This is a genomic window from Thermovirga lienii, from assembly GCF_036847465.1.
Classification (GTDB): Bacteria; Synergistota; Synergistia; order Synergistales; family Thermovirgaceae; genus Thermovirga; species Thermovirga lienii.
In genome coordinates this window covers 1-23121 of the sequence record NZ_DAITZW010000008.1, presented here as the reverse complement: position 1 = coordinate 23121, position 23121 = coordinate 1, and the positions used below count along the sequence as shown (strand labels likewise).

The 23121-nt window shown below is 50.4% G+C and carries 26 protein-coding genes and 3 tRNA genes; all 29 read right to left on the bottom strand.

Going from position 1 to position 23121, the window contains the following annotated elements; all coding sequences use genetic code 11:
• Positions 1-12 precede the first annotated feature (12 nt).
• On the bottom strand, positions 13-666 hold the full coding sequence (gene cobC / locus V7Z69_RS04175) for an alpha-ribazole phosphatase (protein ID WP_014162696.1): 654 nt from the start codon (positions 664-666) through the stop codon (positions 13-15).
• 52 nt (positions 667-718) lie between these two features.
• Positions 719-794: transfer RNA gene (locus V7Z69_RS04170), tRNA-Thr, on the bottom strand.
• Between the two features lie 9 nt (positions 795-803).
• Positions 804-879 (bottom strand) — tRNA-Glu (locus V7Z69_RS04165).
• A 19-nt stretch (positions 880-898) separates the two neighbouring features.
• Positions 899-974 (bottom strand) — tRNA-Lys (locus tag V7Z69_RS04160).
• Positions 975-1089: 115 nt separating this feature from the next.
• Positions 1090-2499 (bottom strand): argininosuccinate lyase, encoded by a 1410-nt coding sequence (gene argH / locus V7Z69_RS04155; protein ID WP_334138719.1) that lies wholly within the window; start codon positions 2497-2499, stop codon positions 1090-1092.
• Positions 2500-2516: 17 nt separating this feature from the next.
• Positions 2517-3425 carry a Ppx/GppA phosphatase family protein gene (locus V7Z69_RS04150; RefSeq protein WP_014162693.1) on the bottom strand — a complete coding sequence of 303 codons (909 nt, stop codon included), beginning with the start codon at positions 3423-3425 and terminating at the stop codon, positions 2517-2519.
• A 12-nt stretch (positions 3426-3437) separates the two neighbouring features.
• Positions 3438-4076, bottom strand: coding sequence for a DUF501 domain-containing protein (locus tag V7Z69_RS04145; RefSeq protein WP_334138717.1), 639 nt, complete (start codon positions 4074-4076; stop codon positions 3438-3440).
• The gene (locus tag V7Z69_RS04140; RefSeq protein WP_334138715.1) at positions 4042-4452 is read right to left on the bottom strand and encodes a S1 RNA-binding domain-containing protein; all 411 of its coding nucleotides are present in this window, start codon (positions 4450-4452) and stop codon (positions 4042-4044) included. The genes V7Z69_RS04145 and V7Z69_RS04140 overlap by 35 nt, the downstream gene beginning before the upstream one ends.
• Before the next feature lie 142 nt (positions 4453-4594).
• Positions 4595-5425, bottom strand: a complete 831-nt coding sequence (codY, locus tag V7Z69_RS04135; protein WP_334138713.1) for a GTP-sensing pleiotropic transcriptional regulator CodY — start codon at positions 5423-5425, stop codon at positions 4595-4597.
• A 74-nt stretch (positions 5426-5499) separates the two neighbouring features.
• Positions 5500-6906 carry an ATP-dependent protease ATPase subunit HslU gene (gene hslU, locus V7Z69_RS04130; RefSeq protein WP_334138711.1) on the bottom strand — a complete coding sequence of 469 codons (1407 nt, stop codon included), beginning with the start codon at positions 6904-6906 and terminating at the stop codon, positions 5500-5502.
• Positions 6903-7436, bottom strand: a complete 534-nt coding sequence (gene hslV, locus V7Z69_RS04125; protein WP_014162688.1) for an ATP-dependent protease subunit HslV — start codon at positions 7434-7436, stop codon at positions 6903-6905. Before hslV ends, hslU begins: the two co-directional genes overlap by 4 nt.
• Positions 7429-8331 (bottom strand): tyrosine recombinase XerC, encoded by a 903-nt coding sequence (locus V7Z69_RS04120; protein ID WP_334138709.1) that lies wholly within the window; start codon positions 8329-8331, stop codon positions 7429-7431. Before V7Z69_RS04120 ends, hslV begins: the two co-directional genes overlap by 8 nt.
• A 63-nt stretch (positions 8332-8394) precedes the next feature.
• The gene (gene trmFO, locus V7Z69_RS04115) at positions 8395-9741 is read right to left on the bottom strand and encodes a methylenetetrahydrofolate--tRNA-(uracil(54)-C(5))-methyltransferase (FADH(2)-oxidizing) TrmFO (protein WP_334138707.1); all 1347 of its coding nucleotides are present in this window, start codon (positions 9739-9741) and stop codon (positions 8395-8397) included.
• Positions 9731-11878, bottom strand: a complete 2148-nt coding sequence (gene topA, locus V7Z69_RS04110; protein ID WP_334138705.1) for a type I DNA topoisomerase — start codon at positions 11876-11878, stop codon at positions 9731-9733. The genes trmFO and topA overlap by 11 nt, the downstream gene beginning before the upstream one ends.
• 15 nt (positions 11879-11893) lie before the next feature.
• On the bottom strand, positions 11894-12163 hold the full coding sequence (locus V7Z69_RS04105) for a hypothetical protein (protein WP_334138704.1): 270 nt from the start codon (positions 12161-12163) through the stop codon (positions 11894-11896).
• A gap of 16 nt (positions 12164-12179) precedes the next feature.
• Positions 12180-13313: a DNA-processing protein DprA gene (gene dprA / locus V7Z69_RS04100; RefSeq protein ID WP_334138703.1), complete on the bottom strand. Its 1134-nt coding sequence runs from the start codon at positions 13311-13313 to the stop codon at positions 12180-12182.
• Complete coding sequence (locus V7Z69_RS04095) at positions 13301-14812, bottom strand: YifB family Mg chelatase-like AAA ATPase (protein WP_334138701.1); 1512 nt, start codon at positions 14810-14812, stop codon at positions 13301-13303. The genes dprA and V7Z69_RS04095 overlap by 13 nt, the downstream gene beginning before the upstream one ends.
• Positions 14809-15180: a YraN family protein gene (locus V7Z69_RS04090; RefSeq protein ID WP_014162681.1), complete on the bottom strand. Its 372-nt coding sequence runs from the start codon at positions 15178-15180 to the stop codon at positions 14809-14811. The genes V7Z69_RS04095 and V7Z69_RS04090 overlap by 4 nt, the downstream gene beginning before the upstream one ends.
• A 48-nt stretch (positions 15181-15228) precedes the next feature.
• The gene (locus V7Z69_RS04085) at positions 15229-15789 is read right to left on the bottom strand and encodes a ribonuclease HII (protein WP_334138699.1); all 561 of its coding nucleotides are present in this window, start codon (positions 15787-15789) and stop codon (positions 15229-15231) included.
• Positions 15786-16628, bottom strand: a complete 843-nt coding sequence (locus V7Z69_RS04080) for a YlqF/YawG family GTPase (protein ID WP_014162679.1) — start codon at positions 16626-16628, stop codon at positions 15786-15788. The genes V7Z69_RS04085 and V7Z69_RS04080 overlap by 4 nt, the downstream gene beginning before the upstream one ends.
• 1 nt (position 16629) lies before the next feature.
• The gene (gene lepB / locus V7Z69_RS04075; RefSeq protein ID WP_014162678.1) at positions 16630-17142 is read right to left on the bottom strand and encodes a signal peptidase I; all 513 of its coding nucleotides are present in this window, start codon (positions 17140-17142) and stop codon (positions 16630-16632) included.
• Between the two features lie 123 nt (positions 17143-17265).
• A complete protein-coding gene (locus tag V7Z69_RS04070) occupies positions 17266-17763 on the bottom strand; it encodes a type II secretion system protein (RefSeq protein WP_334138698.1) in 498 nt (165 codons plus the stop codon).
• 43 nt (positions 17764-17806) lie between these two features.
• Complete coding sequence (locus V7Z69_RS04065; RefSeq protein WP_334138697.1) at positions 17807-18364, bottom strand: 2-oxoacid:acceptor oxidoreductase family protein; 558 nt, start codon at positions 18362-18364, stop codon at positions 17807-17809.
• Positions 18365-18366: 2 nt separating this feature from the next.
• The gene (iorA, locus tag V7Z69_RS04060) at positions 18367-20214 is read right to left on the bottom strand and encodes an indolepyruvate ferredoxin oxidoreductase subunit alpha (protein WP_416376415.1); all 1848 of its coding nucleotides are present in this window, start codon (positions 20212-20214) and stop codon (positions 18367-18369) included.
• 26 nt (positions 20215-20240) lie between these two features.
• On the bottom strand, positions 20241-20657 hold the full coding sequence (locus tag V7Z69_RS04055) for an acyl-CoA thioesterase (protein ID WP_334138694.1): 417 nt from the start codon (positions 20655-20657) through the stop codon (positions 20241-20243).
• Between the two features lie 115 nt (positions 20658-20772).
• The gene (locus tag V7Z69_RS04050; RefSeq protein WP_334138691.1) at positions 20773-21216 is read right to left on the bottom strand and encodes an MOSC domain-containing protein; all 444 of its coding nucleotides are present in this window, start codon (positions 21214-21216) and stop codon (positions 20773-20775) included.
• Complete coding sequence (gene nifU, locus V7Z69_RS04045; protein WP_014162672.1) at positions 21213-21590, bottom strand: Fe-S cluster assembly scaffold protein NifU; 378 nt, start codon at positions 21588-21590, stop codon at positions 21213-21215. Before nifU ends, V7Z69_RS04050 begins: the two co-directional genes overlap by 4 nt.
• A gap of 5 nt (positions 21591-21595) precedes the next feature.
• A complete protein-coding gene (nifS, locus tag V7Z69_RS04040; RefSeq protein WP_334138689.1) occupies positions 21596-22774 on the bottom strand; it encodes a cysteine desulfurase NifS in 1179 nt (392 codons plus the stop codon).
• Between the two features lie 107 nt (positions 22775-22881).
• Positions 22882-23121, bottom strand: a 240-nt coding sequence (locus V7Z69_RS04035) for a CoA-binding protein (protein ID WP_334138686.1), incomplete at its 5' end; no start/stop codon positions are given.

The following is a 23121-nucleotide window of genomic DNA, read 5'->3' as shown; positions in this document are numbered from 1 at the left end:
GTGTTGTCATCTTCAAAGAATGGGCAGTTTATCAATAAGTTCAAAGGGGACGTGAAGATGAAGGGCATCGTTCCAAAAAAGAAGGGACGCCTGCTCATCCTTGCAGACCAGCCCTACTAAACCGCAGTTATCCAGGCGCATATGCCATATGCCCGAAGGAGAAAGTCCTAAAAGGGACGCGACAATGGCCCTTATTACTCCACCATGAGCCACCACCAGGACCTCTCTATTTTGGCCATTCAATATATCCTCCAAGACCGGTTTCACTCTCCCTATTATTTCCTTGAAGGATTCCCCTCCTGGTGGAATCATCTTCGACGGGTCATCTTTCCAAGCTTCGTATTGTCCTGGAAAGTTTTTTATTACCTCGTGTATCGATAGCTTTTCCCATATCCCAAATCCCATCTCCTCAAGCTCGTTGCAGACCTTGATGCTTCCACCGTTGACGTTGACTTCGGAAATTATCTGAGCCGTCTTGAGGGCTCTGGATAGGGGACTGGCGTATATAACGTCAAATGGCCAGTTCTTTAGGCGCTCGGCGAGGGCCTTGGCCTCATTCAGGCCTGCCTCGTTCAAGGGGACGTCGGTCTTTCCTTGGAATCTTCTTTGGGCATTCCAGTCCGTCTGGCCGTGCCTGGCCAAAATCAGCCGCACCTTGTGGGTCATGCTGGAACCTCCATAAAAAAATAAGCCACATTGCGTGGCTTGTCTGCTATTCTGGAGCCGGCGGGCGGACTCGAACCGCCTACCTGCGCATTACGAGTGCGCTGCTCTACCTAATGAGCTACGCCGGCAATAAAAAGTGGCGGTCCCAGCGGGATTCGAACCCGCGCCGCAGCCTTGAAAGGGCTGTGTCCTAGGCCACTAGACGATGGGACCGCGTTAAGCTACTACCAGGTGGTGGGCCGTACAGGATTCGAACCTGTGACACCCGGATTAAAAGTCCGGTGCTCTGCCAACTGAGCTAACGGCCCGCATGGAGCGGGAACAATATACCCGGCATTGGCCTCTCTGTCAAGGGTATCTTGTAAATTTTTTTGCAAAAAATTTTTCGTTCTTTAGAGGTCCCCTAAAGAAGCCCCACTCTGTTTAAAGTGAGAACTTCGCTGGATATAGAGCAAGCCTTTCCCTGTATTCTTCAAGAAGCCTCAAGCCTCTTTCTATCTGAAGGGCCACCTGTTTGAAAGAAGTCCCTCCGTAGGTTTCCCTTCTGTTGACCGATTGTTCAAGGCTCATGAGTTCAAGCAGGTCTTCCTCCACCTCTGGAATGAGCTCTTTCCACTCCTCCAAGGACAACTCTTCCAGGTCTTTGTAGTTGTCTATGCACCACCTGACGGCTTTTCCAACCTTCGCGTGAGCCTCTCTGAAAGGAACACCTTTCAAGACCAGGTACTCTGCCACATCGGTCGCCAGGGCGAAACCCTCCCTGAAGGACTCAAGGGCCTTTTCCTGATCTATCTCAACACGGGATATCAGAAGAGGGAGCACCTCAAGGACGTCCTTGACCACCTGAAGGGAGTTCCATAGGGGGCGCTTATCCTCCTGCATGTCTCTGTTGTAGGTCGAAGGCAAGGCCTTCATGGTGACGGCAAGGTTTATAAGATCCCCGTAAACTCCGCCGGTCCTCCCCCTTGCCAACTCCAACACATCTGGGTTCTTCTTCTGGGGCATCATGCTTGAACCAGTGCAGAAAGAGTCCGGCAGGTCAAGCCATCCAAACTCCCTGGAACCGTATATGACCAAATCCTCTGAAAGGCGGCTTACATGAAGCATCACCACCGCCAGTGCATACTGGCAGTCCAACATGTGGTCCCTGTGCCCCACCGAATCCAAGCTGTTGTCCGTTGGTTTCTTGAAGCCCAAAAGCCTTGCAGTGTGCTCCCTGTCCAGAGGAAGGGTCGAGCCCGCCAGCGCTCCAGCCCCTAGGGGACACTCATCTATGGAATCCAAGGCAAAAAGCACCCTTCTGAAGTCCCTGGAAAAGGCCCAAAAATGGGACAACCAATAATGCCCCATGCTTATGGGCTGAGCCTGCTGCAGGTGGGTGTAGCCAGGCACTATTACGGTCCTGTGAGCCGTTGCCCTGTCTATCAAGGCATCCATCAAAGTCAACAGGCCATCTCCTACATCGACCATCTCCTTGCGTAAAAAGAGCCTGACCGTTGTTGCCGATTGGTCATTACGGCTTCTGCCGGTATGAAGCTTAGCCCCCACTGGGCCAATAAGCTCCGTCAGGCGGGCCTCTATGTTCATGTGAACATCTTCCAGGGAAAGTTTGGGAGAAAAAGTCCCCTCTTGGATTTCCTTCAAGACCTGTCTAAGGCCTTCCTCCAGAAGCTTGGACTCCTCCTTGGTTATGATTCCAACCTCTCCAAGCATCCGGGCATGGGCTATGCTTCCGTATATATCGTACTTGGCTAATCTCCAGTCCATATCAAGGGATTGGGTGAACTCCTGCACCACCTCGGCGGTATCTTCTCTAAACCTTCCGTGCCACACTGTGATCAGCTCCTATCTCATAAAACGATTCCTTCTACTTCAAGCCCGCGAGACTCAGCCATTGCAGCACACTGGGCCCACAAAAGGTCGGTTTCGCTGTGAGTGTATTCCTTTAAGTTCAGGCTTTCCAGTAAAGCCTCTATGACGCTTATCCCAGCTATTATAATATCCTCTCTCCCCCGTTCAAGCCCAAGTACGTTTTTTCTTTCATCAACTGAAAGAGACTTCAATCTTTGGCGAGTAAGGGCCAAGTACTCCAAGCTGATTTTGCATCCGTGGATCTTGGAAGGATGGTACTCGCTGTTGGGAAGTCCCTTTGCCATCATGGCAAGGTTAGAGGAAGTTCCGCCTACGCCTGCAAGCTTTTTTCCATGAATCTTTGCTCCCGCCAAAGCTATTTTGACTGCATCTTTTATCTTCTTCCAATCCTCACCGTAAAGGCCTGTCATTCTGACAGCGCCCAATGGGAAGGAATGAGCGAAGTCCTCTCCGCTTAGCTCCAGGCTCCCTCCTCCTAAGTCGAAAACCACGTCATGCCCCCCCAGACCCAGCAGTGCTCCCTTCCTGCTCAAGTAGGCTTCCTCAGAAGGAGATAAAATATCTACTGGAAGGGCACAAAGTTGTTCTATCATCATCTTTATGGAATGGCCGTTCCCCGCTGCTCGCAGACTTTCAGTGGCAAAAACCTTCGTCATGCTTTTTTCTACCCCGAAGGCATCGAGCATTTTCAAGGCTTCCCTCACTGCCGCCATGGTTCGATCAACGGCCCGACCCTCTGCTACAAAACTTCCAGAGCCTATACCTTCCGTTATTCGAGTTATCCAAAGCCCCGAAGCCCTGTATGTGAGCCTTTTCTTTGCGTAACCAACGACTAAACAACGCAAGGAGTTGGACCCTAAATCCACGGCTCCTAGGTTCACATCCACCCCAATTACCTCCTAGCCAAAACAGTTGACTTGATCACAGTCAGGACATCCAAGTTCCGGCAGCCTATCCTTGAGCCAGGGCTCCCCTGGATGCCAACCGAGGGCCATCCAAGATGCAATCTGAAGATGAAGGCACTTGACTGTAACTTTTCCTTTCGGAAGGATTCCCCCGGGGCCTCCCTTGCGAATAACGTCCCACATGCGGGGTCTTTTGGAGATCAAAAATCTTTTTTTGTTTTCATCAAGAAGTGACATGCGAAGTGCGACATGGGCCATGATGAATGCGCTCCATTCGTGCCTTTTGCCTTGTTCCAAATAAGATTCCAATTGAGCCACTCCACCGGAAGATTCCAATCTGTCACATGCCTTAGTTATATAAGGGCACGTGAGCCAAAAAGATGTAGGGAAAGGCTTCAAGGCCTTCAAGGGAGCACACACTATTACCGCAGGCACACCCCAAGAACACCTCTTTGCAACACCCAACACCAAAGATTCGTCAAACTTGCGGTTTTTTACCTGCCTTCTTATAAGATCTAGGTCCTTTGGAAAGATCCTGTCAAAAAAAAGAGGGGGTAAGTTCTTCCCCCTCCACTTAAGGCCCAATGGAACCATTACCCTATTTCTTGCCACGACTCCTGCTACCTTTTCCATCTTTAGTCTTTTTACTCAGATCCATCATTTTCTCTTCGCTCGCTTTTAAGAAGGACGCCAACTTTTTCTCGAAATCCTCTGCCGGTGAGGTGGCCCTTGCTGGGCGGGCATTCTCCTCTTGGAGCTTCTTGATGGAGAGGTCTATGCGACCTCGTTCGTCTATTTTGATGACCTTGGCCTTAACCTTCTGATTGAGCTCCATCACGTCTTCAACTTTCTTGACATACCCTCGGGACAGCTCAGATATATGGATCATGGCCCGCTTGCCATTATTAAGCCTCACGAACACGCCGTAGGGTACTATTTGCTCAACCGTTCCTTCTACTACATCCCCTATTTTAAGCGCCTCAGAATGGGGAGCTTCTTGTTGAATCATGCAGTTCAGATACCTCCGTTTTTTGAATAATTGTCAATTTAATAAGAGCCGAAAGGACCGTAAAACACTGTTTCCGCCCTAACCACCTCCATGAACTGCTTTGTTATTATGATGATTATAACACCTTAACCTCGCAAGGTCATTACTCTTGAAAACCCAACTCCTCCATGAAAAGTCGACTCAATATCTTTATGTATGTCCCTTTCATGCCCAGGCTTCGGCTCTCTATGATTCCAGCACTCTCAAGCTTTCGCAGGGCGTTGACGATGACGCTTCTTGTAACTCCAGCCTTGTCTGCAACCTTACTGGCCACAACGACACCCTCCGAGGAACCTAGCTCCGAAATTATGTGCCTGACCGACTCCACCTCAGAGTAAGACAAAGCTCGCATGGCCATTTGGACTATAAGCCTCTCCCTTGCCCTTTCCTCTATCTCTCTGGCTTTTGCATTGAGGATCTCGATCCCTACGACGGTGGACAGATATTCGCTTAGCACCAGGTCCCTGGTGTCGAAGGGGTACCCAAAGCGAACCAACATCAAAGTCCCCAGACGTTCCCCTCCTCCATAAATGGGAACATAAACTACATGCTTGTTTGAATTGTTGCAAGGATGATCTGCATAAGCACAAAGGCCATGATCCGTGTGGTTGAGCACCGACTCGTTGAACCTGTTGAGCCTCTCCACGTAACCTTCCGGCATGTAGCCATTTTTCAAAAGGTCCGTCATTATAGGGCAGTCATATTCACTTACCCAGGCGTATCCAAGGATCTTCCCCTTACTATCTATCATATATACGTTGGCAGTGGAAAGATCGCACAGAACCTTGGCCAACTTTTGGAATTCCTGTGAATTTGCCTCTTTCATGTTTTGGAGCACTTTGTTTACAATCCTAGTTTTCTCCAGCAAATCCTGCATAGCAGTAGGATCTTTGATCTTAGCTCTAGATTCGTAAAGTTCCTTAGGAGTATTCATAGCTAGCTTATCCCTCCAAATATCTCGTTTATTTGAATTGCAGTACCTGTTGCGTACTTTTAGGTCAATTTAAGTTACAAAAGATACTTCCTTAAATCTGTGTCGGCCACTACATCATGGAGTTTCTCCCTGACCATCTTGGCATCCACCGTTATAACTTCGCCTTTCCGCTCGGGAGCTTCAAACTGTATATCCTCCAAAAGGGCCTCCATTATGGTGTGCAGCCTTCTCGCTCCTATATTTTCCATCTCAATATTCATTCTTGCGGCTATCGAAGCTATCTCCGCCACCCCATCCTCCGTGAAGACCAGCTCTACCCCTTCGGTCTCCAATAAGGCCTTATACTGCTTTAAAAGGCTGTTCTCGGGTTCCACAAGGATCCTTGCAAGGTCATTCTCCGTGAGAGGATCAAGTTCAACCCTTAGAGGCAGCCTACCCTGAAGCTCCGGAACCAGATCAGAGGGTTTTACCTTGTGGAAGGCCCCTGCACCTATGAATAAAATATGATCTGTACGTATGGGGCCGTATTTTGTGTTGACCGTACAACCTTCGATGATAGGGAGAAGGTCTCTTTGGACTCCCTCTCGACTCACGTCCGGCCCCGAGGTGGAACTCGATGCAGAGGCTACCTTGTCCAGTTCGTCGATGAATATTATCCCTTCCTCCTGAGCCTTTCTGACAGCCTCCTTAGACACTGCCTCGTGGTCTATGAGCTTCTCCGCCTCCTCGGCCTGTAACACCCGCTTGGCTTCGGCAACAGTCATGGTGACCTTCTTCTTCTTTTTGGGAAACAGGCCGCTGAGCATCTCTCCAATGTTTATACCCATCTCGTCCATGCCTGGGGCCCCCAAGATGGGTATACCTACCTGCGCAGATTCAACTACTTCGATTTCAATCTCCCTGGCGTCCAGTTTGCCCTCCCTAAGGAGCCTTCGTAACTTCTCTCTGGTGGCCTGACGCTTGGGATCTTCTGTCTCTTCTTCCCTTTCATTAGAGTCACCTTGACCCAACAGGAACTCCACCATGTTCGTAACCTTTTCCTGGACCCTTTTCCTGGGCAGAAGGGCATCAAGCAACCTCTCTTCAACCCTTCTTGAGGCTTCCTCCTGCACCTCTTGCAAGTGCTTCTCCTTAACCATGTGGTAAGCCCTTTCCACCAGGTCCCGAACCATGGACTCCACATCTCGCCCCACGTAGCCCACTTCGGTGTACTTGGTGGCCTCGACCTTTACAAAGGGGGCGTTTACGAGCTGCGAAAGCCTCCTGGCTATCTCCGTCTTTCCGACTCCTGTGGGTCCCACCATGAGGATGTTCTTAGGAGTTATCTCCTTGGCCATCTCTTGGGGCAACTTCTTTCTGCGCATCCTGTTTCTCAAGGCTATGGCAACCGCCCTTTTGGCCTTCTCCTGTCCTACAATATACCTTCCAAGGTATTCTACTATCTTACGGGGAGTCAAAGCCTCCTCGTTGTAAAAATTCAAGACTCAAGCACCTCCACAGTCAATACGCTATTGGTGTAAATACATATTCCCGCGGCTATCTCCAAGGACTTTCGAGCTATCAACTCGGCATCCGTAAGACCCGCATCTATGAACGCCCTGGCTGCAGCCAAGGCATAACCTGCTCCCGAACCTATAGAGGAAGCATCTCCCTCAGGTTCCAGGATGTCTCCAGTTCCGGACAAAAGCAGGGTCTGGTTGATATCGGCAACCAGCATCATGGCTTCAAGCCTTCTTAAAACCTTATCGGTCCTCCAATCCCTGACCAAGGCCACTGCAGCCCTCATCAGGTTGCCTGACTGCTCGTCGAGCTGTCTCTCAAAACGCTCCAGCAAGGTCATGGCATCCGCCGTAGCACCGGCGAAACCGCATAGAACCTTATCGTTGTACAGCCGCCTTACCTTCTTGGCGCTGGCCTTCACTACCTGACTGCCTAAAGTGACCTGGCCATCTCCAACCATGGCCACCTTGCCGTTCTTTCTGACACACAAAATAGTAGTTCCCTTAAACATCTTTCCCTCCGAACACCGCCCTGGGATGGGCCTTTATATAGCTTTGTTTCAGCTGCTCAGCGGTCACCTTCAAGTACCGCTGAGTGGTCAACAAGCTTTCATGTCCCAAAAGTTCCTGCAAAACCCTGAGGTTGGCACCCCGTTCCAACATATGGGTCGCGAAGCTATGCCTCAAGGCATGAGGAGTAACACCGCTTAAGCCAACGTTTCTTGCACACCTCACGACTATCCTGCGCAAAGTTCGAACCGTTATAGGGCCTCCCTTCTCACCAGGAAAGACATATACATCAGAGGATCTCCTTTGTGCTCTCCATTCTTTCAACGCATTGACGGCATAACGGCCCAAAGGCACGATCCTCTCTTTGTCACCTTTACCGACGACCCTTATCCATCTTTCCTCCAGGTCCACCTGGTCCCACCTCAAAACGGCTGCCTCAGCTATCCTAAGGCCGCACCCGTAAAGGAGTTCCAAAACCGCCCTGTCTCTTGAGGCATTGTCCCCCCTGGGCCCCTCCTCTATCAGCTTGACCACGTCATCGTAAGGCAAAGCCCGGGGAAGCCTCTTGGGGATCCTGGGGCCTTTCAGCCTGGCCGCCACATCGGAAGCAACAAGCCCCCTCTCCTTCAAAAAGGCAGTCCAACCCTTTATGGCAGAGAGCTTCCTGGCTGCGGAGGTCCGGGCGTAGCCAAAGCCGACTACATCCCTCAGGAAAGCCCTGACGTGGCCAGAACTTATGGATTCCACGTCTTCCACTCCCTGAGACGCAAGGTAGTCGGAGAACTGACATAGGTCTACAGCGTAGTTTACCGTAGTGTTCTCGGACTTCCCACGACCATACTTAAGCCAGTCCAAATATAAATCTACTGCTTCCTCTATCTTCATTGGCATGAACATATTGTAGCATTTTGTGGGGGAAAAAGCACAATTTTCTGTATAAATATTTTATATGGAGAATTTTTAGTCTTTTTCAATTACAAGCATTTTGTTCTCCGCCAAGAAGGCCTCCAACGCCCTTTTTGCCCTCTCGGCATGCCTTGCCAGTCTCTGGGATCGGTCTTTTATTCGTTCTCCCAAAGGAGGGAAAAGGCCGAGGTTCATGTTCATGGGCTGAAAGCCGTGAGGCCTCTCCTCTGAAAGGTGGTTCATTAGGGAACCTATTGCCGTCTCCATGGGCCAAAGGGGAAGGCTCAGGCCACGAGCTTGGCATGCAGCATTTATCCCAGCCACCAATCCCATGGCAGTACTCTCCACGTATCCTTCGACGCCTGTGATCTGGCCAGCGAGGTATATATTGCTTCTTGCCTTCAACCTAAGGTGACCGTCCAACACCTTGGGAGCGTTAACATATATATTGCGGTGCATCACTCCAAAACGGACGAACTCTGCATTCTTGAGGGCTGGAATCATCCGGAAAACTCTCTCTTGCTCCTTCCACTTCAGGTTGGTCTGAAAACCCACCAAGTTGTACATGGTACCCGCCTTGTTCTCCTGCCGAAGCTGCACTACAGCAAAAGGCCTCTTACCATCCTTAGGGTCTTCCAGTCCCACAGGTCTCATAGGTCCATAACGCAGGGTGTCCTTGCCTCTTTGGGCCAACACTTCCACGGGCATGCACCCTTCGAAAAACTTGCCATCCCTCTCGAAATCCTTCAGGGGTATTCGCTCAGCTGAGACCAGTGCCTCCCAAAAAGCGTAGTACTCCTCCTCCGTCAGTGGGCAGTTGATGTAGTCCTCCCCCTTCCCGTAGCGGCTTGCCCTATAAGCCTTGGACATATCTATGGATTCGGCCGTTACTATAGGAGCTACTGCATCAAAAAAATATAAGAAATCCTCTCCTACCACTTCTTTCAATCTGCTGGCCAAACTCTCGCTAGTCAGCGGCCCCGTAGCCACTATCGCTAATCCATCAGGAAGATCCTCTACTTCCTTGCAGTTTATCTCTATCATGGGGTGAGACCTCAATTTTTCGGTCACACATTGGGAGAACGACTCTCTATCTACAGCAAGGGCCCTCCCAGCAGGGACTGCGTGCTCGTCAGCACACTGCATTACCAGGCTTTTGAATCTTCTCAACTCGTTCTTTAGTATTCCAGCAGGGGTATCTTCCACGTTGGAGCCCAGGGAGTTGCTGCACACCAACTCCGCGAACTTGTCAGTGGTGTGGGCTGGAGTGTATTTTCTAGGACGCATCTCAAAGAGCTTTACTCTCACGCCCCGCAGAGCAAGCTGCCATGCGGCTTCACTCCCAGCAAGGCCGGCTCCTACGACCGTAACTTCAGGTACACTTCTCAAATCATTCTTCATTGGGGCCATCATCCTTCTTACCCTCTTTCCAATCACATACCGAACAGACCTTGTTCCTTTTGGCTCCTTTCAGAACCACGACTCCTCCACACTGGGGGCAGCGTTCCTCGGTGGGTTCATACCACGATGCGTAATCGCACTCAGGATACCTGGAACACCCATAAAAGGTCCTGCCTCTCTTGCCCCTACGCCTGACCACGTCTCCTTTGCCGCACTTGGGGCAAGTCACTCCTATCTTGTCAACTATGGGACGACTGTACGTGCACTTCTTTTCAGGGTCGGAGAAAGCAGAACAACCTATGAACTCGCCGTATCGACTGAACCTCTTGACCAAGGGAGCCCCGCATAGTGGACAATTCTCACCTATCGGTTCTCCCTGAGGGGCAGCAAGTTTTTCAGCGTTCTCCTCTGCAGAGCGCAGTGTGGGCTCAAAGGCTGCCCAGAACTCCCCTACCACTTGATCCCATTTTCTCTCAGCGCTCTCAACCTCATCTAGCTCCTCTTCCATCTTCGCAGTGAATCCTACATCCACTATCTCAGGGAAATACTCTTCAAGGAATCCATTGACCAATTTGCCCAACTCCGTTGGCTTCAACTTCTTCTCTTCATCCTTACCCACGTAGCGCCTGTCGCTCAAAGTCTGCAATATGGTGGCATAAGTAGAAGGACGCCCTATGCCCTTATCCTCTAGAACCTTTATCAGTCCACTTTCCGTATATCTTGATGGTGGATTTGTGAACTTCTGTTCTTTGTTTATGTTTGTGACAGAAAGTTCTTCACCCGGGACAGCCTCCGGCACGAGCTCCTCCTGCAAATCCGATGGCCAAACCTTGCTCCACCCATCGAAGAGCACCCTTACTCCTGACTGCTTCAAACCTATGTCCTTCGCTTCGGCCTCCAATGTAACTCTGGCGACGATCGAAGGGCTCATCTGCGAGGCCACGAAACGCTTCCAAATCAGCTCGTAAAGCCTATATTGGTCTCGCGAAAGGTACTGCTTTGCCTGTTCGGGCGTAAGGGTTACGTCCGTCGGCCTTATAGCCTCGTGGGCATCCTGAGACCGCACCTTGCTTTCAAAGCTATTGGGCTTCTTAGGCAAATAGCTTTGACCGAACGTTTGAGATATGAGAGAGCGAACTTCCTCTATAGCAATGGGGGATACTCTCAAGCTATCGGTCCTCATGTAGGTTATAAGACCCATAACTCCCCTTCCGGGGATCTCCACGCCTTCGTACAGTTCCTGAGCTATGGACATGGTCTTTCGAGGCGAAAATTTAAGCCTCCTTGCCGCCTCCTGTTGAAGTGTACTGGTCTTGAAAGGCGCAGGGGGCTTCCTTTCACCCTCTTTAGAAGTAAAATCCTTAACGACTAGAGGATTAGAAACAATAACTTCTATGATCTCATCGGCGACCTTTTCGCTATCTATGAGTAGAGTCTTTCCATCCTTTAATAAGGTCTTGCCTCCCCTTTTCTCCACTCGGAGGTTGTACAAAGCGCCATTTTCTTTTTGAGCCTCTACGGATATATTCCAGTATTCCTGCGGGACGAAATCCTCTATAGCCCTTTCCCTGTCGCACACGATCTTCAGTGCAGCAGACTGAACCCTTCCTGCCGAAAGGCCCCACTTTATCTTCCTCCACAAAATGGGGCTTATGGAGTAACCCACCAGCCGGTCCATTATTCGCCTGGCCTGCTGGGCATACACCTTGTTCATATCTATAGGCCCCAAACCTCCCAGCGCTTCTTTGACGCCCTTAGGGGTTATCTCGTACATCCTCATCCTGCAGGGACTTTCCGCGGATATGCCAAGTATCTCAGCCAAATGCCACGCTATGGCTTCTCCTTCCCTGTCAGGGTCCGAAGCCAAAATGATTCTTGAACTCTCCGATGCTTTCTTCTTGAGCTCCTTGACGACTTGGCCCTTGCCTCTCACCACTATGTAATCGGGTTTAAAGTTGTTCTCTATGTCCACAGCGAGCCTGCTCTTGGGCAGGTCTCGAACGTGTCCTACACTGGCTTTCACCTCATAGCCTCTGCCCAGAAGCTTTGTAAGGGTCTTGGCCTTGGAGGGTGACTCCACGATCACCAAAGTCTTTTTCTTACTCGCCTTGCTATTTTTAGCCTTTTTCACAGCCACAAACAAAACCCCCAATCACGAAAGGCGGATCTTATTACTGTTATGACCCAAAACACTTTGAACATCCATCCCCCTAGACGGCTTTTCGCAAATAGCCCACAATATGGAGGACAAAAGAGCCTCATCCACAGTGTATCCGTCGCACCCCCATCTCACTGCTTCGGTCATAACCGCCTCCACAATGTGATCGGGAAACACTTTCTCCGCGAACATGCTATAAGCCAAACTCAATGCCTCTCCCGTGAAAAATCGTCTTTCGTGTTCATTTATAAACCTAACCGCCATGCTCCTTCTCCTTATCCTATCTTTTTTCAGTCCAAGTTCCCTTCGGGATGGCGCTCCACCGCCCTGGACCTGATGGAAAAACCAATTCTTCGATGCTCAAATAACCTAACTCCTGTAAAACTTGGGCGGCGTCCATTTTACAGCCGACAGCTATGTTGTCAACCGTTTGCTCTCCATATTTGCACAAAAATTCGTAAATTTCCATTTGCTTTTCCGAAAGATTTGGCAGGCTCTGTTTTTTGGACACCCCCAGGTCCAATCCTTTCAAAAACAGTTGATGCCCCCTGAAACTCTCCATGAAGGCACACACGTCGTAAAGCACATGGGCTCCATCTGCTATCAAGGAATTGGAACCTCCTGAACTTTCATCGGTAATCCGACCTGGCACTGCCCAAACCTCTCGTCCCAAATCCATGGCCACCCTTGCAGTTATCATGGCACCGCTTTTTACTGGGGCCTCGACCACCACCAATTTCTCCGACAACCCGGCAATGATGCGGTTTCTTCTTGGAAAGGTCCACTGTCTCGCCTTGGTTCCCAAAGGGTACTCGCTCACCAAAGATCCACTTTCCTTTATTTCCTCGAAAAGCCACCTGTTGCTCGAAGGATAAACCACATCCACTCCGGTCCCCAAAACGGCGATCGTCTTACCACCTGCGCTCATACAACCTTTGTGAGCAGCGCTATCTATTCCCAAAGCACCGCCGCTTATAACGTCCATTCCCAAGGAAGCCACATTTTCGGATATCAAGCCTGCGACCCTGCTGCCGTAGCTGGTGCAGCGCCTGGTTCCCACTATTCCAACGCCAAAAGAAGGCAGTTTGTCTCCTATAACGTAGAGCACCAGAGGTGGATCATCCAAATCCTCCAAAAGAGCTGGATATTCGTCACTTCCCCAGGTTATGACCATAACGTCCAAGGCGCTGCATCTTTCCAGTTCCCGTTCCGCCCAACTCTCCTTTAGGGCTACCTTCAAAAAACTAACGGCCCCCTCGGAAAAACCCACTCTCCTCCAAAAACTTTCCCCTTCCTCTATTAACTCTCTGGGATCCAAGGGCCCTCCAGAGCTTGCCATTTCTGCTTCTTTGAAGAACCTTGCCGTCACAGTACCCGTAGCGTTCAACAGCATAAAGGCTTTTAGCTTGTCCACGGCATACTTGCTCCTTTCCTGTAGGCCAACGCCTCAGAAAGATGTCCCATGCTCACAAAAGACACACCATCCAAGTCCGCTATGGTTCGAGCTACCCTTAATATCCTGGTTATGCCTCTTCCAGTGAGTTGAAGTTTCCCGGCCATCTTCTCAAGGAACCCAAGGGCCTCTGGGGAAAGGTTGAGGTGTCTTTTCAATATCTTCTCCGGAACCTCCGCGTTGCAGGAGTAACCCCATTTCTCCCAACGGGAAAGCTGACGCTTCCTTGCCTCCGCAACCCTTTCTCTTACCGTTGCACTGTCCTCAGACTTAGCAGGGGAAAAAGACACCAGTTCCTGGGGTGAAAGCCTGGGGACGGAAACATAAAGGTCCATCCTGTCCACTATCGGGCCGGATATCTTTCTTTGGTATCTTTCTATAGCAGCCGCCGAACACCTGCACTGCTTTGAAGGATCACCAAGGTATCCGCACGGGCATGGGTTGCATGCTGCCACCAAAAGCACCCTAGCCGGATATGAAACGCTTCCCGATGCCCTGCTAACGACTATGGAACCGTCCTCCAATGGCTGCCTCAGCGCCTCTATCAACTCTCTCCTGAATTCGGTGAATTCATCAAGGAACAGGACGCCCCTATGGGCAAGGCTCACCTCTCCAGGGCGCAAGTTAGGTCCGCCGCCACAGACAGCGACGGTGCTTGCAGTGTGGTGGACTATCCTGAAAGGTCTTTCTTTAACGTTCCCAGGAGAAAGTCCAACGGTGCTCTTCACCAAAAGAACCTCCATGGCCTCCTGATCCGAGAGAGGGGGCAAAATCCCCCTAAGAGCTCTGGCCAGCATGGTCTTGCCCGAACCCGGTGATCCAATCATGAAGATATTGTGGTGCCCTGCTGCTGCTATCTCCAGGGCTCTTTTAGCCTGGGAGTGACCCTTTATTTCCGATAGATCCGGATCTGCTTTGAGGGGGTCTTCCGGAATTGGATGAGGCTTCACCCTTTGAAGGGGTCTTTCTCCGCGCAAATGGGCCAAAAGCTCTCCCAGGTTCTCCACTGCATAGGCCTCAACACCCTTTATGAGGGAGACTTCATCCACGTTTTCCCTGGGCACGAAGATTTTCCACCCTTCACGCAGCGCAAGGAGGGCCGCTGGGACAACTCCCCTTGCCTTTCTGACCCTGCCATCAAGGGCCAACTCCCCCATCAATATGGCACCCTCCGGTGGACTGGCCTCTCCCATGGCGACTGCAATTCCAACAGCCATGGGAAGGTCCAGGAGGGCCCCTTCCTTGGGCAAGTCCGCCGGAGCCAGGTTTATGGCCACCCGGCCTCTTACGTTCAACCCCACTGCCCTCAATGCAGCTCGCACCCTCTCCCTTGCTTCCTTGACTGCCGTATCGGGCAAACCTACCACCGAGACCGAGAACAATCCTCCGGTTATCTCCACCTCAACTTCCACTTTCCTGGCTTCCACTCCGTGCAAGGTTACGCCCATCACAGGTCTCATATTTCCACCAACCCCACTGTAACGTCCTTGAAGAGCTCAAACTTCATGGAGTTTCCTTTATCTACGGTCACTGCCGCTATGTCTATTCTCCACGGCCCGCTCCACCCTGACTTTTCAACGTAAGCTTGGCCGCACCTTACAAGTTTCTTTAATTTCCTTGGGCCCACGGTAGCCTCTGGAGGAGACATTATTCCTACGCTCCTTGTCCTTACCTCCACGAACACCAATTCGCCAGATTCCATGGCGACCACATCTATCTCGCCAAGTTTGAACCTGACGTTACGGGACACGATCTCATACCCCAACTCCTCCAGTTTGCGACAAGCAAAATCTTCGCCCTTTGAGCCTAACTTCAAATGGCTGGACATAGATTTCACCGCCTTTTACATCATGTCATAAATAGGTGGGTTTTTTGTTTATAAGAGGCGAAAACTCTTCCTGTGGAGCTTGCAAGGCCCCAACTCCCTCAGAACTGCATAATGTTCCTTGGTTGGGTAACCTTTATGCCTTTCGAAACCATATTGGGGAAACATCCTGGAAAATCTAACCATGGCCCTGTCCCTCAGAACCTTGGCTATTATGGAGGCCACCGCAACCGATGGAACCTTACTGTCAGCCCCAACGATGGATTTTTCCGTACATAAATCCAACCCAATGGGCATGTTACCGTCTATCACCACCAGGTCGGGCTTCAAAGGAAGCTGTACTACTGCCCTCTTCATGGCCCACAAGGTCGCATTGAGGATGTTGTACTTGTCTATCCTGGCTGGACTAGCCGCCTGGGCCCTCCAGCACACACCCATATTCAGCACGGCCTCAAAAAGGGCCTCTCGTCTCTTGGGAGAGAGTTTCTTTGAGTCGTTAAGCCCCATGGATAAAAGCTCCCTGGTCTGCCAGTTCTCAAGGTAAACAGCCGCGGCCACGACCGGTCCAGCTAAGGGGCCTCGTCCTGCCTCATCTACTCCAACGACCTTCATCCATCGTCCTCCAGACTGCAAAAAGGCCTTTCTGGAAGTTCCAGGGTTATCTTGCCGAGCTTACCTGAAGAAAAGCTATCCAGAAGAGCCTTCCCGGCTCTTTCCATGTCCACTTCTCCGCCCGAGGTAAGACACCCCAATCTTCTTCCTATGACCTTTAAAATCTCGTCGGGTTCGAGCCCTGCAGTATCTATACCCCAAGGGCTTAGGGCTGTATCCAGAAGATCTCTTTCTTTGAGGTAAGCCAAAAAGTCCAAGGCGATATCGTGATACCCTCCTATAACATCGGAACGGGAGCCCGCAAGCCAGGCAAGACACCTGTGCACTGCGGCTCCAGCTTTTGGGTCAACGATTCCAGGAGAATCAGCCACCATGAACCCTTTTCCTTTGTACCATGAGACCCCCCTAGTAACTCCGGGAACTCCTCCTACAGTTGAGGCCTTTTTACCGACCAATTGGTTTAGAAAAAGGGACTTTCCCACGTTGGGCACTCCTACCACCACAAGCCTAACATCCCGGTAGGGAGGGCTGAGCTTGGAAAGGGCTTTAAGGAAACCGCCAAAGGAGGGCCTCCGAAGGTTGAAAGCCCAGGCACTTATGCCCCTCTTCTTGTAGTGGGAAAGCCAGGCAGCCGTAGCCTTGTCATCCGCAAGGTCCTTCTTGGAAAGCACGACCAACAGGGGCTTGAATTTAGCAATATCGGAGGAGAAGGATGAAGATGTAACATCGGGGGCCCTAGCGTCTCTAACCTCAACGACCACATCGATCTTATCCGAAAGCTCTTTTAATTTCCTCAGCCCCTTGGCCATATGGCCGGGATACCAAACCGTCCTGGCCATATCAGTATATCCCACCTATCCTGGAGAGAGGCCAGTACCTGAAAAAGGCCGGTCCTATTAGGTTTTCCTTTGGCACGAACCCCCAGAAACGGCTGTCCTGTGAATTAGGCCTGTTGTCCCCCATTACGAAATAAGCGTTCTCGGGAACCCTGACAGGCTTCATATTGAAGGAGTCATGATTTTTCACGTATGGCTCAGCCAAGGGCTCTCCATCTATGTAGACCACCCCTTCCTCCATGCTGACCACCTCTCCTGGGAGGCCTATGACCCTTTTTATGAAGTCTCTCTTGGGATCCAGGGGGTACTTAAACACCACTATCTGGCCTCTTTTTGGGGGCTGGAAATGGTACCAGAACTTGGATACCAGCACTCTATCTCCTGGCACCAAGGTAGGTATCATCGAACCACTAGGTATCCAGAAGGCCTGCACTACGAAGTAACGCAAAATAAGGGCCAACACCAAAGCCCATAAAACTGTCTCGATAGTCTCTCTCCACCACGGTTTACCAGCCATCTCTTTACCTCCTGATAAAATTGGAAACCAGCTCAAACTCAGCCAGCTGCTTAAAACGTATCTAACCTCAAGGGCTGAATACATTTTATACTCTTACATAGGAAACTTCGCAACAATTTAATTTTACTCCTCCTTCAGCGTCACCAGACAGTATGGAGAGACAGAGATCCTGGAGACCACCTGGCCGTTCTTCTGCCCATTGCTTATCTTCAAAGTAAAAGCCGGAGTCATGGTGTGCCAAGCAGGGGCGTAACTGTAAAAAAGGTTCTTAGAGGACTCAAAGGCCACCCAGCATCTGCCTTCAGTCCTGTAGGTTTCAGTCTCTAAGGGGTCAAACCACTGAATTCTTATAAAATCCCTATACCCACTGTAATACTTTACCTGGAAAGACCTTCTTTCGATACAGGCTTTTATCATGACCTTCTGGAGCCATCTATAAATGTTTTTGGATTCCCTAAGGGCCACACTGGGTTTTACCACAGCCTCCTCACTTTTGACTGTTAAAATCCCTACATCCAGGGACAGAAGCAAAATCCCCGCCAAAACGGACCACATGGCTATGCACAAAAGAAGCTCCACCAAGCTGAAGGCCCTTTTTCTCTGCCTCCTGGGGAGAAACAATTTAGGGCCCCTCGCGGGGCCCCCTTTCAGATCTTGCGGTATTTTATTTTGCCATGGCCCCATACCCCAGATCTACCACCTTGAGGTTTGCCTCTACGTATTTGGGCGGGGCTAGCTCCTCTATGGCCTTTTTTACCTCTTCCAAGGTAACGCTTCCTATACCAGCTCCACACATGGCTCCAAGGATCAGCACATTGAGGAACAAAAATCTTCCGTTCATGTGTTCCTTGAGTATTTCATACCCCTTTATGGGATAAAGCTCTATGGATCTTTCCTCCAAGAAGCGCTTCAAATTGGGGTTCTCCAAGGCCTCTGGAGCATGAACGTTGATTATGGCCTTGCCCCCCGGCTTCAAGAAGTGAAGGTTCCTTATGGCCTCATTCTGGTCAAAGGCCAGTAGGACGTCGGCCTCCTTGGCCTTGACCAAGGGGCTGGAGTACTTGCCGATCTTGAAATGGCTTATAACCGATCCACCCCTTTGAGCCATTCCATGGACCTCGCTGCCCATCACTCTCTCGCCCTTGGAGAGAGCTATATGGCCTAAAACACGGCTGGAAAACAAAATCCCCTGTCCACCGATTCCTACAATAACGTACTGCATGGTTATGCCTCCTCCCCGTTTGACCCAAGAATAGCTCCATGGGGACATACATTTATGCAAACACCGCACTGGACACAGAATCTTTCATCAATGTAGGCTTTCTTCTTATCCTCATCGAAGACCAAGCCTGGACAGTTGAAGAAGTTTATGCAGAACTTGCATCCTATGCACTTCTCTTGATCCACCTTCACGGGGATCTTGTCTTGTTCGGGTCTAAGCAGCATGCAGGGATGTTTGAATATAAGCACCGCGGGCTCCTCGTTCTCTTTGGCGTACTCCCATGCTTCCTTGACCAGATTCTTGTTCTCGTTTACGTCATAAGCCTCAACGGTCTTTATCCATTTTACCCCACAGCCTCGCACCGCTTCCTCAAGGTCCACTTTTCGGCCTTCCTCTCCTTTTCGGAGCTTCTCACCTATACCGGGGTGAGACTGTCCACCAGTCATTGCCGTTATGCTATTGTCCAATATGGCCAGAACGAAGGCGTGCTTGTTGTACACCGCGCTTGCAAGGCCTGGCATGCCCATGTGGAAGAACGTGGAATCTCCTATGGTAGCAACTATAGGCCTTTCCGTCCCATCTACCTTGTGGGCCAGGTAAAGACCCGATGCCTGGGTCACTGATGCTCCCATGTCAATGACTGCATCAACTGTCTTCTGATTGACTCCCAAAGTGTAACAGCCTATGTCGGATGGATAGATGCCATTGGGCAGAGCCTGCCTTATGGCGAAGAAACTTGCCCTGTGAGGACAGCCTGGGCAAAGCATGGGCTTTCTGGGGGTTATATTGAGCTCTTCTATGGCTTTCTTCAAATACTCTTCCTCTGGTGATGAGGCGAGTTCTTCCCCAAGGGCCCTCAAAATTATGCCCTCGACTATCTCGGGAAGGAGCTCTCCTGCCCTGGGAACCCATCCGTTCAGTCTCCCCAGGACCTTGCTCTTGTCGAGTATCTGCATCTCTATTACCGGGTAGGTTTCCTCAAGCACCAGAACCTTGTCGTGTTTTGCAATGAAATCGTCCACCAGCTTGGTGGGCAGAGGGTATGGAGTACCTATCTTGAGGACCGATATGTCCTTTCTTCCCATGGAGTCCAGAAGGTCCATGACTACGGCAAAGGATATTCCACCAGCTATGATGCCCAAGGAGGCCTTTCCCGCCGCAGGAACCTCATAGTTGTATTTAGAGAATTCTCTTTCGAACTCTTCCCTTATTGCGTCGTTCTTTTTATTGAGCAGTGGATGATTTATCCTCACATGAGCAGGAAGGCATACCCACCTTCTTATATCCTTCTCGAAGGAAGCCTTCCTCTCCAAGGAGACCACGTCCAACAGCTCCACATCCTGCCTGCAGTGGTCCACACGCACCGTCGGGCGAAGCATGGTCACTATGCCGTGCCTCTCAGAAAGGTCGTAGGCATCGAAAACCATCTCCTTGGCCTCCGCGGCCGTTGAGGGATCGAAACACGGAACCTTGGCGAACATGGCAAAGAATCTGCTGTCCTGCTCTGTCTGAGAACTGTGGGGACCTGGGTCGTCCGCGACCACCAAAAGGAACCCACCCTTTAGCTGAAAATGAGCCACGCTCATGAACGGGTCAGCTGCCACGTTGAGCCCCACCTGCTTCATGACCGCACATGCCCTCTTGCCCGCAAAGGACGCCGCTGCAGCCATCTCGAAGGCCACCTTCTCGTTGGCTCCCCATTCGACCGCAGTTTTTGTGTTCAGCTCATCGGCCCACTTCGCAATAGCTGGCAGAATCTCCGAAGAAGGGGTACCTGGATAAGCACAGGCCACCTCACACCCCGCTTCGACTATTCCGCGGGCTATGGCCTCGTTTCCTAGCATTATCATTTTCTTGCCCACACGGAATCACCTCTTTAGTCATTCTTTTCCAATTGTTCTTTGATCCAACTGTAGAAAGGTTCAGGCTCCTTGACAAGCTTCCCTGTCGGGTCACAAAAAGCATGTCTTGTCCAGCCTTCCGCAACGAGTCTTCCATTCTCCTCTAGCAATACCTCGTAAGAGAAAGTTACAGAATACGGCTTCACCTCCTGAACGCTCGTCTTTATTACGGCAACGTCATCGTATCGCAATGGATGTTTGTATCGCACATAGGCCTCTACTGCCGGCAATATTATCCCTTTTTCCTCCCAGTGTTTGTATGGATGGGAAAGGGCTCTGCAAAACTCGCTCCTTCCCACTTCAAACCACGACAGGTAATTGGCATAAAAAGCAATCCCCATCTGGTCTGTTTCACCATACCGGACGCGGATTTTCGTCTCGACAGTTCTCAATTGCTTTCCCTCCCAATTAAAGGCTTCTTGATTATAATTCAAAAGCAGCAAAAATAAAAACGGGGCGACCAACTAACCTGTCACCCCGTTTTTGCTTCATTTGTTCACCATGTTGCTATTTGCTTGTTACTTTCGTCACCTTATCTCCTACAGCTACGCGACCGCTCTTTACGACCTTGAAGAAAATCCCCCTGGTGGGCATGATGCAATCCCCTGTCTTATGGTAGATGGCGCACCTTGTGTGACATTCCTTGCCTATCTGGGAAAGCTCCAGGATGGCTTCACCTACCTGTACCCGGTCGCCAACCTCAAGGCTTTTCAAATCGAAGCCCTGCACAGTTATGTTTTCGGCAAAACTCCCTGGTTGGAGTTCTGGGAGTTTCTTTTTGGCTTCCTCTATATCCTCAAGGGCCAGCATGCTTATCTGCCTATGACCAAAGGATGCATGGGCATCCTGAGGGATGCCTACCCCTTCCTCCAGGAAGGCCTCCTTTATGTTTTTTTTGGGCGTTCCCTTCTTCTCAGAGACACATACAGCAACGACCTTACCCTCCATCATTTTTTACCCTCCTTGCGCCTCCTGTAATCCTCAATTGCAGCCTTGATGCCTTCCTCAGCAAGAAGGGAACAGTGGATCTTCTGAGGGGGCAGACCGCCTAGTTCCTCTAGAACATCCTTGTTCGTTATCTTAAGGGCCTCATCTAAGGTCTTTCCTTTAACCATCTCGGTAACCATGGAGCTGGAAGCTATAGCTGAAGCGCACCCAAAGGTCTCGAACTTTATGTCCGTTATTACATCGTTTTCCACCTTGATATAGATCTTCATTATGTCCCCACACTGGGGGTTACCAACCTGACCTATTCCATCGGCATCCTCTATCTTGCCAGCATTTTTGGGATGCATAAAAAGTTCCATAACCTTTTCAGAATACATTTGCTTCACCTCGTAGTAATATCTTTGCCCAATGGAGAAAGGGCTCTCAAATCTGTCACTATCTTGGGGAGTACCTCCAAGATGTAGTCTATATCCTCTTCCGTAGTGTCTTTACCCAACGTCAGTCTCAAGGATCCGTGGGCTCTTTCGTGGCTTATTCCCATTGCCAACAGAACATGGCTTGGCTCTAAGCTTCCTGAAGTACAGGCCGATCCGCTTGACGCCCCTATTCCCTCTGCATCGAGCCTCAATAGCAGGGATTCACCCTCTATGAAATCGAAGCAAACGCTGGCATGGAATGGGAGCCTTTGGGTGGGATGCCCCGTAATGTGGGCATGAGGGATATTTTTCATTATGCCCGAAAGGAGCTTGTCCCTTAAAGCAGCTTCCTTTAGATGCTCTTTTTCTTCCAGCCTTCTTTTCGCAAGCTTCGCTGCAGCGCCAAAACCAATTATCCCTGCGGTGTTCTCAGTACCTGACCTAAGGCCAAATTCCTGCCCCCCACCATGAATTATGGGAACCAGCTTCGTTCCTTTCTTGACGTAGAGAGCTCCTACCCCCTTGGGACCATACATTTTGTGTGCTGAAAGGGTTAGAAGATCCACATCCAACTCTTTCACATCCACAGGAATATGACCCACTGCCTGAACGCCGTCAAGGTGAACCCTAACTCCTCGCTTCTTGGCTATCTCTATGATCTTTTCGACCGGCTGAATAGTCCCTACCTCGTTGTTGGCATACATAATGGTTATCAGTATGGTGTCATCCCTGATGGCTTTTTCAAGTGCTTCCAGATCCACCGTTCCGTTGGAGTCCACAGGGAGCACCGTTACCTCGAAGCCTATCTTCTCCAGCCAATCGCATGCATCCAAAACAGCATGATGCTCTATTGCAGAGGTTATGATGTGCTTTCCTTTGTCCTGCAAAGCAAAAGCCGTCCCTTTGATTGCCAGGTTATCGGCCTCGCTACCTCCACCAGTGATAATGATCTCCCTTGACTCTGCGTTTATTAGATCTGCTATTTGGTCTCTTGCCTCATTTACGGCCTTTCTTGCCTCTCTACCCCATGCATGAATGCTGTTGGGATTGCCAAAGGAACCCTTCAAGTAAGGCTCCATAGCCTCAAAAACCTCAATAGCTAGAGGTGTAGTCGCCGAGTGATCCATATATACCTTACGCTTCACTTTAATCTCCCCTTATCGCCAAATATTAGGCTTACCTAACTTTCGCGACTATACTACACCCCTACGCCCAAAATATCAACACCCAATCTGGAGCGCTCTTACAAAAATTAGTCTCCTGCACAGTAAACCTGATGGGTCATCATTATGCATGCGCCCTTTACAACCGTGTATCCCTCTTCTGTCAATTCTCTTTCTGCCTCGTCGTTCTCGGCTCCCGGCTGCATCCAGATCACCGGTTTGTAAGGAAGTTTTCTTACTTCCTCCAAGACCGGCTCTTGGTGTCTGGGAGATATGAAAAGGCATACCACATCCACATTTTCAGGGACCTCACTCAATGAGGAGTAACA

Excerpts from the sequence above, each read along its gene's own strand:
- cobC (WP_014162696.1), bottom strand. The coding sequence starts at position 666 with ATGACCCACAAGGTGCGGCTGATTTTGGCCAGGCACGGCCAGACGGAC.
- V7Z69_RS04145 (WP_334138717.1), bottom strand. The coding sequence starts at position 4,076 with ATGGAAAAGGTAGCAGGAGTCGTGGCAAGAAATAGGGTAATGGTTCCA.
- V7Z69_RS04140 (WP_334138715.1), bottom strand. The coding sequence starts at position 4,452 with ATGATTCAACAAGAAGCTCCCCATTCTGAGGCGCTTAAAATAGGGGAT.
- codY (WP_334138713.1), bottom strand. The coding sequence starts at position 5,425 with ATGAATACTCCTAAGGAACTTTACGAATCTAGAGCTAAGATCAAAGAT.
- hslV (WP_014162688.1), bottom strand. The coding sequence starts at position 7,436 with ATGTTTAAGGGAACTACTATTTTGTGTGTCAGAAAGAACGGCAAGGTG.
- V7Z69_RS04120 (WP_334138709.1), bottom strand. The coding sequence starts at position 8,331 with ATGTTCATGCCAATGAAGATAGAGGAAGCAGTAGATTTATATTTGGAC.
- trmFO (WP_334138707.1), bottom strand. The coding sequence starts at position 9,741 with ATGAAGAATGATTTGAGAAGTGTACCTGAAGTTACGGTCGTAGGAGCC.
- V7Z69_RS04105 (WP_334138704.1), bottom strand. The coding sequence starts at position 12,163 with ATGGCGGTTAGGTTTATAAATGAACACGAAAGACGATTTTTCACGGGA.
- V7Z69_RS04095 (WP_334138701.1), bottom strand. The coding sequence starts at position 14,812 with ATGAGACCTGTGATGGGCGTAACCTTGCACGGAGTGGAAGCCAGGAAA.
- V7Z69_RS04090 (WP_014162681.1), bottom strand. The coding sequence starts at position 15,180 with ATGTCCAGCCATTTGAAGTTAGGCTCAAAGGGCGAAGATTTTGCTTGT.
- V7Z69_RS04085 (WP_334138699.1), bottom strand. The coding sequence starts at position 15,789 with ATGAAGGTCGTTGGAGTAGATGAGGCAGGACGAGGCCCCTTAGCTGGA.
- V7Z69_RS04080 (WP_014162679.1), bottom strand. The coding sequence starts at position 16,628 with ATGGCCAGGACGGTTTGGTATCCCGGCCATATGGCCAAGGGGCTGAGG.
- lepB (WP_014162678.1), bottom strand. The coding sequence starts at position 17,142 with ATGGCTGGTAAACCGTGGTGGAGAGAGACTATCGAGACAGTTTTATGG.
- V7Z69_RS04065 (WP_334138697.1), bottom strand. The coding sequence starts at position 18,364 with ATGCAGTACGTTATTGTAGGAATCGGTGGACAGGGGATTTTGTTTTCC.
- iorA (WP_416376415.1), bottom strand. The coding sequence starts at position 20,214 with ATGATAATGCTAGGAAACGAGGCCATAGCCCGCGGAATAGTCGAAGCG.
- V7Z69_RS04050 (WP_334138691.1), bottom strand. The coding sequence starts at position 21,216 with ATGATGGAGGGTAAGGTCGTTGCTGTATGTGTCTCTGAGAAGAAGGGA.
- nifU (WP_014162672.1), bottom strand. The coding sequence starts at position 21,590 with ATGTATTCTGAAAAGGTTATGGAACTTTTTATGCATCCCAAAAATGCT.